Source organism: Clostridium sp. UBA1056 (assembly GCA_002316385.1).
Taxonomy (GTDB): Bacteria; Bacillota; Clostridia; order Clostridiales; family Clostridiaceae; genus Clostridium_J.
The window spans coordinates 1-10597 of record DCDL01000045.1 but is presented as its reverse complement, the minus strand read 5'-3'; the positions used below and the strand labels follow the sequence as shown (position 1 = coordinate 10597).

At 28.6% G+C, this 10597-nt stretch carries 10 protein-coding genes; 6 read left to right on the top strand and 4 right to left on the bottom strand.

Going from position 1 to position 10597, the window contains the following annotated elements:
- The first annotated feature begins 609 nt into the window (after positions 1–609).
- A complete protein-coding gene (locus B3W71_RS11550) occupies positions 610–1074 on the top strand; it encodes a hypothetical protein (RefSeq protein WP_346889079.1) in 465 nt (154 codons plus the stop codon).
- Between the two features lie 57 nt (positions 1075–1131).
- On the opposite strand, the gene B3W71_RS11545 is transcribed toward B3W71_RS11550, so the two are convergent.
- Both B3W71_RS11545 and cysS read right to left on the bottom strand, forming a co-directional pair.
- Entirely contained in the window at positions 1132–1458 is a 327-nt protein-coding gene (locus B3W71_RS11545; RefSeq protein ID WP_346889078.1) for a DUF1904 family protein, read from the bottom strand.
- Between the two features lie 79 nt (positions 1459–1537).
- Positions 1538–2944, bottom strand: coding sequence for a cysteine--tRNA ligase (gene cysS, locus B3W71_RS11540; protein WP_346889077.1), 1407 nt, complete (start codon positions 2942–2944; stop codon positions 1538–1540).
- A gap of 520 nt (positions 2945–3464) precedes the next feature.
- Here cysS and B3W71_RS11535 point away from each other — a divergent pair.
- Entirely contained in the window at positions 3465–5069 is a 1605-nt protein-coding gene (locus tag B3W71_RS11535; RefSeq protein ID WP_346889076.1) for an amidohydrolase, read from the top strand.
- 85 nt (positions 5070–5154) lie between these two features.
- On the opposite strand, the gene B3W71_RS11530 is transcribed toward B3W71_RS11535, so the two are convergent.
- Positions 5155–5532, bottom strand: a complete 378-nt coding sequence (locus B3W71_RS11530; protein WP_346889075.1) for a hypothetical protein — start codon at positions 5530–5532, stop codon at positions 5155–5157.
- Between the two features lie 191 nt (positions 5533–5723).
- Between B3W71_RS11530 and B3W71_RS11525 the strand changes: the two genes are divergently transcribed.
- From B3W71_RS11525 to B3W71_RS11515, 3 genes are all read left to right on the top strand, one after another.
- Positions 5724–5948, top strand: a complete 225-nt coding sequence (locus tag B3W71_RS11525) for a DUF378 domain-containing protein (protein ID WP_346889074.1) — start codon at positions 5724–5726, stop codon at positions 5946–5948.
- Between the two features lie 299 nt (positions 5949–6247).
- The gene (locus B3W71_RS11520; protein WP_346889073.1) at positions 6248–6886 is read left to right on the top strand and encodes a DUF2284 domain-containing protein; all 639 of its coding nucleotides are present in this window, start codon (positions 6248–6250) and stop codon (positions 6884–6886) included.
- Positions 6887–6974: 88 nt separating this feature from the next.
- Positions 6975–8420: an NADP-dependent glyceraldehyde-3-phosphate dehydrogenase gene (locus B3W71_RS11515; protein WP_346889072.1), complete on the top strand. Its 1446-nt coding sequence runs from the start codon at positions 6975–6977 to the stop codon at positions 8418–8420.
- 383 nt (positions 8421–8803) lie between these two features.
- On the opposite strand, the gene B3W71_RS11510 is transcribed toward B3W71_RS11515, so the two are convergent.
- The gene (locus B3W71_RS11510; protein ID WP_346889071.1) at positions 8804–9514 is read right to left on the bottom strand and encodes a lysophospholipid acyltransferase family protein; all 711 of its coding nucleotides are present in this window, start codon (positions 9512–9514) and stop codon (positions 8804–8806) included.
- Positions 9515–9632: 118 nt separating this feature from the next.
- Between B3W71_RS11510 and B3W71_RS11505 the strand changes: the two genes are divergently transcribed.
- Entirely contained in the window at positions 9633–10517 is an 885-nt protein-coding gene (locus tag B3W71_RS11505) for a ComEC/Rec2 family competence protein (RefSeq protein ID WP_346889070.1), read from the top strand.
- Positions 10518–10597 lie beyond the last annotated feature (80 nt).

The following is a 10597-nucleotide window of genomic DNA, read 5'->3' as shown; positions in this document are numbered from 1 at the left end:
TTCATTATCATCGATTACTTCCAACGACTCTTACTATATTACTAGATAACTCCTATTATGTCAATAATATTTTTATATTTTTTTATCTTAATTTAAATATGTACCTACAACTTATGTTGTTTTGTGTCATGGACCTAAGACTAATCCATATTTTGTATCAATTTGTAATTCTATTACTCCAACAATTTATATATAAAAACATATATTTATATACACTATATCTTCTAACTCTCCCTTTACCTATGAATTAATTATTTATAAGTTTACCTATTGCTCTAGTTAAAAATACTCTGGATAATACTACTGCCATCTAGTCATCCTGAGTTTTAAGAATAACCACGTCAAATCCCAATTAATTCAGCGACTTTTAGAAAATGTTAACTATTTAAAAAGTTAACTAGTTTCCTTTATAACTTTTTAAAATGCTCCATGTACAATTAAGTATATATTTATGTAAGATGTTATATATCTATATTAACTGAAACTATGCTTTTTATGAAGAATTCTATATTTAACTAGCACAATAAACATAGTTTATATTAAATGAATAAACATATAGATTAATTAATATATTTTAAATATGAACTTTAAATTTCTAAGGAGTATTTTATGGAGGATATCAATAAAATAGCTAATAGCATAGATAATTTGTCAGAATTAATATCATCTAGCCTTGATAAAATAAACGAAAGTTCTACGAAATCAGCTTCTGACCCCACCGCTATATTTTCTCTTAAAGATGAATTGCTTTCTTTAACTCAAATTACTACCAGTCTTAATAGATTAAGAACTCAACTTAACTTATTGACTATTAATGATTATGAAGCTTTATACGTGAATAATTGTATATTACCTTTACTTCAAATATTATCTCAGCTTTCCAATACATCTTCCCTTGTTATGGCAACAGTGGACTTACTAAACAATTCTACTACAACAAAAAGAAAAACTGCTAAATTAAAGAAATCTGAAAAAACTGCTTACAAAATTTTAGAACAAATTAATTGTGTATATCCTGTGTTAGAATGTAGAGTATATAACTTCATTAATACCATGTGCAAATGTGATGATTAAATAAAAACACATGGAAACATTATTTAAACATACCCATGTATTCTTATTTATTATCTATTAAAAATGTACTCCATTTTCATAATATAACTTCTCTTCAAGAACATGAAAAGTTATCTCAACAGTTTCATATCCTAATTCCTTAATATATTTAGTAATTATCTTCGCTACCTTATCTTGAATTTCTTGCCCTCTAGCAAACCAACTAATATCAACCATTGGGTATCCATTACATATGTCTCCATCTTTTATAAATGTGGAGTTCCTAAGCTCTAAAGTGAAATAATCGCGTGGACACTCTAATAATTCCTCTAGCTCATCTATAAGTCCTCTACTAATACTTACTGCTTCATGCTCTTTTATAGCTCTTAATGTTAGAATTGGCATAATATCTTCCTCTCTCACCTTTAAACATAAATCCACCCAATGCATTAAATACATCAGGTGGATTTATTCTAAAAATACTTTATTTTACTCTCCAAGTAGTTCCTTCTTTACTATCCAATACCTCTATATTCATCTCTAACAGCTGTGCTCTTATTTCATCTGATCTTTTATAGTTCTTTTCTTTTCTAGCTACATTTCTTTCTTCAATGAGCGCATTTATAAGCTTCTCGTCTACTTTAACAACTTCCTTTTCGATGGTCATAAGATCAAGTGAGAAGACTTTATCGAAATCTTCAATTAAAGTTGCCTTCTCTTTATTATTTAATGAACTATCCTTTATAACTTCATTAAGCACTGTAAATGCATTAGCTATATTTAAGTCATCACTTATTTGTACCTTAAATTTTTCTTGGTATTGACTAATAATTTCTTTATTTACACTATTACTTTCATCTACATTAGTTAATAAAGCTGCTATTTTTTTCTTTAATGCCTTATATCCATTTTGAGCATCCTTTAAGTTTTCAAAACTAAATACTAGTTGCTTTCTGTACTTAGATTGTAAGCAGAAGTATCTATAATCCAAAGGAGTAAATCCTTCTTCTTCAAGTCTAGACACTGTTAAAAAGTCTCCACTTGATTTAGACATCTTACCACCACTTTGGACTAAGAATTCTCCATGAACCCAATAGTTTACCCACTTATGGCCTAAAGCAGCTTCAGATTGAGCAATTTCATTTGTATGATGAACAGGTATATGGTCTATTCCTCCGCAGTGAATATCTATATGCTCACCTAAGTATTTGATACTCATAGTAGAGCACTCTAGATGCCATCCTGGAAATCCTCTACCCCAAGGAGAATCCCATTGCATTATTTGATTGGAGAATTTAGAATTTGTAAACCAAAGTACGAAATCTAATGGATTTTTCTTATTTGGATCTATTTCTATTCTACTGCCAGCTTCTAATTCATCTATGCTTAAATTAGCTAACTTTGTATAATCCTCAAACTTATCTATCTCAAAGTATACATTTCCATTTGATTCGTATGTATAACCACGTTCTTCAAGCTTTTGAATAAATTTAATCATATCATCTATGTGTTCTGTTGCTTGACATACTACTGTTGGTCTCTTTACATTTAATTTTTTACAATCTTCAAAGAAGGCATCCTCATAAAATTTTGCAATTTCCCATACTGTTTTATGCTCACGGCTTGCACCTAAAGCCATCTTATCTTCACCTTCATCTCCATCAGATTGAAGATGACCTACATCCGTTACATTCATAACATGTTTAACTTTATAACCTACATATTCTAAAGATTTCTTTAATGCATCCTCAAATATATAAGTTCTTAAGTTTCCTATATGAGCATAGTTGTATACAGTAGGACCACAAGTATACATTCCAACCTTATTTTTATTTGTAGGAATAAATTCTTCTTTATTTCTAGTCAAGGTATTGTATAGATAAAAACTCATTTCATATCTCCTTTACATATTTCTAATAGTTAATGTTTTCATAGTAATTACCGCTCTGTAACTTATAAATTATTCACCTAATATACTTATACTTTACATCACATCTGGCTTTATTATTTTTCACTTATATTCAGTATACAATATAAAAAGCCACAGAACTAACTGTAGCTTAAATAACGATTAAAATTTATATCAATTATTAATTACATTATTATAGCTCAGTAGTATCTTGTTAAATTATACATATTTCACAACAGCAACAACATCTACACATAATAATGTTCTCCTTTAAAATAATTTATACTTAAATTTTATCATATTATAATAATTTTACAAGTTATATATCCAAAGAAACCTATAATTTATTTAATATTTCTTAATTATTGAAACCTTTTACAAGGATAAAAAGGATTTAATATCATTCTAGAGAATAAATAACCTATATAGTATGACTATTATATGCATATGCTTCCATGAGATTAAATACAAGATATACTAATTAAATTAAGGTGGTGATTATATGTCTATAGATGTATACATTAATGGAAATGTTATATCCTTAGATAATGATAAAATTTATGAAGGTTTTGCTGTAAGGGATGGCAAATTTATTGCTGTAGGAAGTAATGAAGAGCTCTTATCATTATCTTCTAATGATAAGTATAAAATTGTAGACTTAAATGGTAATACTGTAGTTCCAGGGTTTAATGATGCACATATGCATCTACTTAACTATGGATTTCAAAAAAATGCAGTACAACTAGATAATATCTCCTCTATAGAGGAAATGATAGAAGTTGTTAGATCTTATATATCTAGAAATAATATTCCAAAAGATACATATATAATCTCTAGGGGTTGGAATGATAATTATTTTAAAGAACAACGACTTCCTAATAGATATGATCTAGATAAAATCTCTTGTGATCATCCAATTGTATTCTCTAGAATATGTGGTCACATTGGAGTAATTAACTCAAAGGCTATTGAGCTATTAGGTATAGACAAAATGAAAGAAAATCCCGCTGGTGGTGCAATCGACAGAGAAAATGGTATCCCTACCGGAATTCTTCGTGAAAATGCTTTAAATATTGCTCTTAGTAAAGTACCTCCTACTCCTGTAGAAGATATAAAAGCTTTTCTTTGTAGTACCTTCAATGACCTAATTAAATGTGGTATAACCTCTGTACAAACCGAAGACTTAACTCATTGTAGGAGCCTACCTAATTTAATGCAAGCCTACAAAGAATTAGAACAAGAAGGTAAACTTCCAGTTAGAATAACGCTTCAACTTTGTCTTAATACTGATGAACTATTAGAAGAAGCTAAGGCTCTTAGCCTGAAATCAAAGGTAGGTAGTAACTTCCTCAAAGTTGGAGGTCTTAAACTTTTTCAAGATGGTTCTCTCGGTGCACGTACTGCAGCTATGATAGATAATTATGAGGATACCTCTGATAATGGTATTAGTATTTATTCTCAAGATGAATTAGACAACTGGATTACTAAAGGGTTTAATCAAGGGTTTCAAATTATCATACATGGCATAGGTGACAGAGCTTGTGAAATGATATTAAACTCCTATGAAAAAATATCTAAGGATAATGAAGATAATCTTAGACCAGTTATTGTTCACTGTCAATTTACCAATGATCATTTATTAAATAGATTTAAGGAAATTGGTGTAATAGCTAATGTTCAGCCAGCCTTTATTATGAGTGATTATCCTATAGTTGAAAAAGCTGTAGGTAAAAATAGAACTAAAAGTAGCTATGCCTTTAATTCTATGATACAAAAGGGTATCCCTGTAGCATTTAGTTCTGATGCTCCTATCGAAAGCTTTAGTATAATTGAAGGAATTCATGGAGCTGTTAATAGAACAGACCTAAATAATAAACCTGAAGGTGGTTTCAACATCCATGAAAGCGTTACTGCCATAGATGCTTTAAAAGCCTATACTACAGTACCTAGCTATATGTCCTTTGACGAAGAAATAAAGGGTAAGATAAAATCAAATTATCTAGCTGATTTTGTAGTTTTATCTCAAGACATCACCTCGGTGCATAGAAATAAAATTAAGGACACTAAAATTTTAGAAACTTATATAAATGGACAAAAGGTTTTATAATATATTTATATACCTTTATAAAGAAGAGGATGTAAGTATCATTTATTACTTACATCCTCTTCTTTAGTTGATTAAAATATATGTTTTATTTATTATTAGAATTATTTTTAACTCTATTAGGCTTTGCCTTTGGTTTTATAACTATATCATTTTTTTTACTCTTAGGCTTATTATAGGTAGTTTGAGCAACTTTATTTTGGACTCTATTCATAAAACCACACAAATCCCAAAACCATAAGAATAATACAGCAGATATACCTGGTACCACATAATTTGTTACTATCACTGGTAATGTCGGAAATACCAATGGTGGTGCTATAAATCCAATAAAGGCTATTACTAGCACTATCCACTTGTTTATTTTTATTTTGTCAAGTACAAATTTCTTTAGCAAAGTATATATACTTAATACTACAATCGAAAATAATACAATAATTCCCAAGAATATAAATATATTTTTCATATAATCCCTTCCTCCAATTCATATAACTAAATAGTATTATATAATATATATCTATAAAAATGTACTCACTATAACTCTTTTTTTATCTATTCACAAAATATTAATAATATTATTTCTAATACTGTCTTGTTTAAAAACTATAGTTAATGGTAATACTATCAACTGTAATCTATATAAAAGGAGATGTATTTATGAAAGTATTAGATTCAATTGCACTAATTTTAGTTATCATTGGTGCGGTAAACTGGGGACTAATAGGTTTATTTAACTTTGATTTAGTTGCAGTTTTATTTGCAGGTTCTAGTGCCTTCGGTGCTATAAGCGCATTTAGTAGAATTGTTTATGTAATAGTAGGATTAGCCGGTCTTTATGCTATATCCTTCTTTGCTAAGAGTAAATATACTGATGTGGATTAATTCCTAAAGCCGCAATTGCGGCTTTTTTTATTTTATTTAATAATTTCATAGGATTTTTTTTATTTTTAATTTATAATGAATTAGATGGTTTTGTAATAACATATACTTTTATGAATCTTTTATATTTATCTTTACATAGGTTGTAATTAAATCACTGTATCTAGTTAAGTATCTATTTCAAATTTAAATTTAGTAACAAAATGTTATGTTGATATGAATCTACATTAATACAACTCATGTATGGGGAAATATTCTATACTTAACTGTCCTATGATAAAAATTAATTGAGGTGTTATAAAATGATGAAATATGTTTCTTATACTGTTAAACAATGTACTATAGACGAGGTACTAAAATATTATAATCCTAAGACTATAAACAAATATTGCGAAAGCTGTAATAAATTTAGTAAGGTATGGTCATGTCCTCCATTATCCTTTAGTGATTTAGAATATGTTTCTAAATATAAATATTGCTATATCATTAGTGGCAAAACCTATATAAATCAAATCCCTAAGGATGAATTAAATAACCTTGTTAATTATTCTCTTACTAAATATAGTGATATAAGTAATAGTAATGATGAATTTTCTAATACTTTTAATGGTCTTTATTATAGTTTTAGAGAATTTAATGATAATAAGGTGCTTTCATTAGAGTCTTATTTTAGTGATGCTACAGCTCTCTTTTCTGGAAGATGTTTAGTTTGCGATAATTGTTCTCGTAGTAATAATATGTCTTGTATATTTCCGAAGAAATTAAGATATTCTCTAGAAAGTCTTGGTTTCAATGTATCTGAAATAATTGAAAATATTGTTAATGATAAAATTCAGTGGAGTAATGATTCCAAACCTGAATATGTAACCTGTGTTTCTGGACTCCTTTCTAATTCAAAAATTCCTGAAGAAAAAATTTTGGAAGTATTAAATATAAGCTAAAACATAATATTTTATTTATAGTATTTAAACTCATCTCTTTGATAATAATAATGTTATTAAATATTATTATGAAAGAGGTGATTTTTCTTTGTTCAAATGTGTAAAAAAAGAAAATCATTATTGCAATTTAGTAAATGGTCAATGGATGACAACTGAAAATACTATAGACATTTTTTCCCCTAGTGATAACTCCCTTATAGGTACTATACCTCAAATGAGTAAAGCTGATGTAGACCAAATGATAAAGTTTGCTAAAGAAAGCCAAATTTCTTGGAGTGATATGCCTGTTAATAAACGTTCTGAAATTTTACATAGAGCAGCAACTTTACTAGAGGAAAATTGTGATGAGCTCTCTAAAATTCTCATGATGGAAATAGGAAAGGATATTGACTCTTCTATCTCTGAAGTAAAGCGTACTGCAGATTTCATAAGATTTACTGCAGATGCTGGCAAAAATTTAGAAGGAGAAACCATAGCAGCAGATACTTTTCCTGGCTTTAAAAAGAATAAGATGAGTTTAGTTCAAAGAGTTCCTATTGGCTTAGTTCTTGCTATCTCACCTTTTAATTATCCAATTAATTTATCAGCTTCTAAAATTGCTCCTGCCTTAATTGGTGGTAATAGTGTTATTCTAAAACCTCCAACCCAAGGTTCTATTAGTGCTCTTCATCTTATTCGGATTTTTCAAGAAGCAGGTATTCCCGATGGAGTACTTAGCTCTGTTACAGGTAAATCCTCTGAAATAGGTGATTATCTCGTTACTAATGAAAATATTAATTTTATCAATTTTACAGGCTCTACAGATGTAGGTAAACATATAGCTAAAATTGTAGGTATGGTACCTATGATAATGGAATTAGGTGGAAAGGATGCTGCCATTGTACTTAAGGATGCAGATCTAGATGATACAGCTAGAGAAATTGTTTCAGGTGCATATAGCTATGCTGGCCAAAGATGCACAGCCATTAAACGTGTATTAGTTACAGAAGATATTGCTGATGAACTGTCAGCCAAAATATTAGAAGAAGTAAAAAAACTAACCATCGGTTCTCCCGAATCTGGCGCTAAAATTACTCCTTTGATTGATACAAAGTCTGCAGATTTTGTTGAAGCCCTTATTCAAGATGCTTTAAATAAGGGAGCTAAATTACTACATGGGTATAAACGAGATGATAACTTAATATATCCAACTCTTTTTGATATGGTAACTAGTGATATGCGTATTGCTTGGGAAGAACCTTTTGGTCCTGTACTTCCTATAATTAGAGTAAAAGATATGGATGAAGCAATTGAAATTGCTAATAGATCACAGTATGGCCTTCAATCTAGTGTCTTTACAAAAAATATTAATGATGCTTTCTATGTAGCTAATAAATTAGAAGTGGGCGTTGTTCAAATAAATAATAAATCCGAGAGAGGCCCAGACCACTTTCCATTCTCTGGAGTTAAATCTTCTGGTATGGGTACTCAAGGTATCAAGTATAGTATAGAAGCTATGACTAGACTTAAATCTATAGTATTAACTATTGACTAGATATACTTTTATAAAGTGGCTTTCTCCAAAATATATTACTAATCTTATATAAAATATTGAAGATGTACTTTAATATTGATGTTAGCAAATGCCATTTGAATAAGTAAGAATCTAAATCTTGGATTTAGTTATTCGAACTTAGTTCTTCTAATTNNCTAATTTATTAGAAGAACCTCCTTAGACATTTCTTTATTTAGTATTTATGAATGGTAAAATCGTAAGTAACACAACTTGTTTGAGTATATACGAGTTGTTGTGCTGTAGATCTTATCTTGAACAAATACTTTAGTTAATCAATATTCCGAAACTATTGAGCGTTAATAATATAAGTGCTTATTCAATATTTATTTAGATTAGCTTATTTTTCGAAAGCCCCTTTTTAATTATATGCTTTCTTTTAAAGGCTCTGCTATTATTTCTCTACATATTTCAGATAAATTAGCTTTTTCCTCTTTACTTAAACTTTCCATATGAATTGGTTTATGAAAGATAACTTTCGCTATCAAATCTTCTGGATCTCCTTCTAACCCTTTGTATGTTCCATTAACTGTAATTGGTACCACTGGTACATTTGCCTTAACTGCAAGCTTTAAGCTTCCTTTTTTAAAATCACCTACACCATTGCTTCTAGTTCTCGTACCCTCCGGAAATATAAGCATAGATCTACCACCTTTTATTTTCTCTATAGCCTCAAGAATTGCCTTTAGCCCTTCTCTACCATTCTCTCGATCTAAAAACACACATCCTAGCTCTTTCATCCAATAGGATATAACAGGCACTTTCTTCATTTCAATTTTAGCAACAGCTCCTGAAGTATCTTTTACATTCATCATTATCACAGGTATATCTAACATACTTTGATGATTTGATACATAAACACAGGTTTGATTTAACAAATTTTTACTACCCTCAACTTCAACTTTTAATTCAGAATACTTAATTGTAGAAATAGCCCAATCCTTCTCTAAATTATATAAGTACTCTTCTTTTTTTTCTTCTGTTAATTTATTTTTATGTATTGAATACGTAATTCTTTTAATGGCAATTTGAGCCATTTTAAAAGAAAACTTTATTCCAAATCTTAATTTTCTCAATTAATCCACATTCCTTTCAATATTTATATCTAATTATAACAATAATATGTATCCTAGTGAAGTATATGCTTAAATTCTGTCAATACTTTAACTATTATATATTACTAAAGGGGATTTTATGAAAAGTTTTTTTAAAAGAAATAGAATTCTATTTATATCATCTATAATATTTTTTACTATCTTTTTCTTATTTGGATACATTATTAAAAGCAATATTAGTTCCTCATTGAAAGATTCAGAAACAAAGGTACATTTCATAAATGTTGGTCAAGGTGATTCTATTCTTATTGAGAATAATGATTTTAATATTTTAATTGATAGTGGTTCAAATAGTGCTAAAGATACTCTAATTTCTTATCTAAAAAAGCATAAAATAAAAAAATTAGATTATGTTATCGCATCTCATCCCCATGAAGATCACATTGGTTCTATGGATGATATAGTTAATAAATTTAATATAGACGAGTTTATTATGCCTAAAGTTCTAACCACAGACAAGGATTTTTACAATTTGATAAAAGCTCTTAAAAATAAAGGACTTCCAGTAAAAGTCATTAAAGATAATTTTAAAATTAAGCTTTCAGAGGACTCCTATCTAGACTTTCTTTGGGCTGGTAATATATCTGATGATAATTTAAATAATCATTCTATAGTAGTGAAATACGTAAATAAAAATACTTCCTTTTTATTTACTGGAGACATGGAGGAAGAAATCGAAAATATTTTATTATCTAGTGAAAATTCATTAAAATCTATTGTATTAAAAGTAGCACACCATGGAAGTAAAACTTCATCTTCTAAAGCATTTATATCTAAAGTAAATCCTAAAATTTCTGTGATAAGTTGCGGTATGGGAAATGATTATGGTCATCCTTCTAAAGCTACCTTAGATACTTTAGAAGACCTAGATTCTAAAATACTTCGAAATGATATAAACGGTAATATTATAATTAAAACAGATGGAAATAAATTAATGATATATACTGAGCATAAGGATAGATAATATTTAGCCATATATTTATTATCAAAAAATAAAAAAAGCCTTACCTTGTAAGACTAAAAATATGGCTCCGCGAAGAGGAT

Excerpts from the sequence above, each read along its gene's own strand:
- B3W71_RS11550 (WP_346889079.1), top strand. The coding sequence starts at position 610 with ATGGAGGATATCAATAAAATAGCTAATAGCATAGATAATTTGTCAGAA.
- B3W71_RS11545 (WP_346889078.1), bottom strand. The coding sequence starts at position 1,458 with ATGCCAATTCTAACATTAAGAGCTATAAAAGAGCATGAAGCAGTAAGT.
- cysS (WP_346889077.1), bottom strand. The coding sequence starts at position 2,944 with ATGAGTTTTTATCTATACAATACCTTGACTAGAAATAAAGAAGAATTT.
- B3W71_RS11535 (WP_346889076.1), top strand. The coding sequence starts at position 3,465 with ATGTCTATAGATGTATACATTAATGGAAATGTTATATCCTTAGATAAT.
- B3W71_RS11530 (WP_346889075.1), bottom strand. The coding sequence starts at position 5,532 with ATGAAAAATATATTTATATTCTTGGGAATTATTGTATTATTTTCGATT.
- B3W71_RS11525 (WP_346889074.1), top strand. The coding sequence starts at position 5,724 with ATGAAAGTATTAGATTCAATTGCACTAATTTTAGTTATCATTGGTGCG.
- B3W71_RS11520 (WP_346889073.1), top strand. The coding sequence starts at position 6,248 with ATGATGAAATATGTTTCTTATACTGTTAAACAATGTACTATAGACGAG.
- B3W71_RS11505 (WP_346889070.1), top strand. The coding sequence starts at position 9,633 with ATGAAAAGTTTTTTTAAAAGAAATAGAATTCTATTTATATCATCTATA.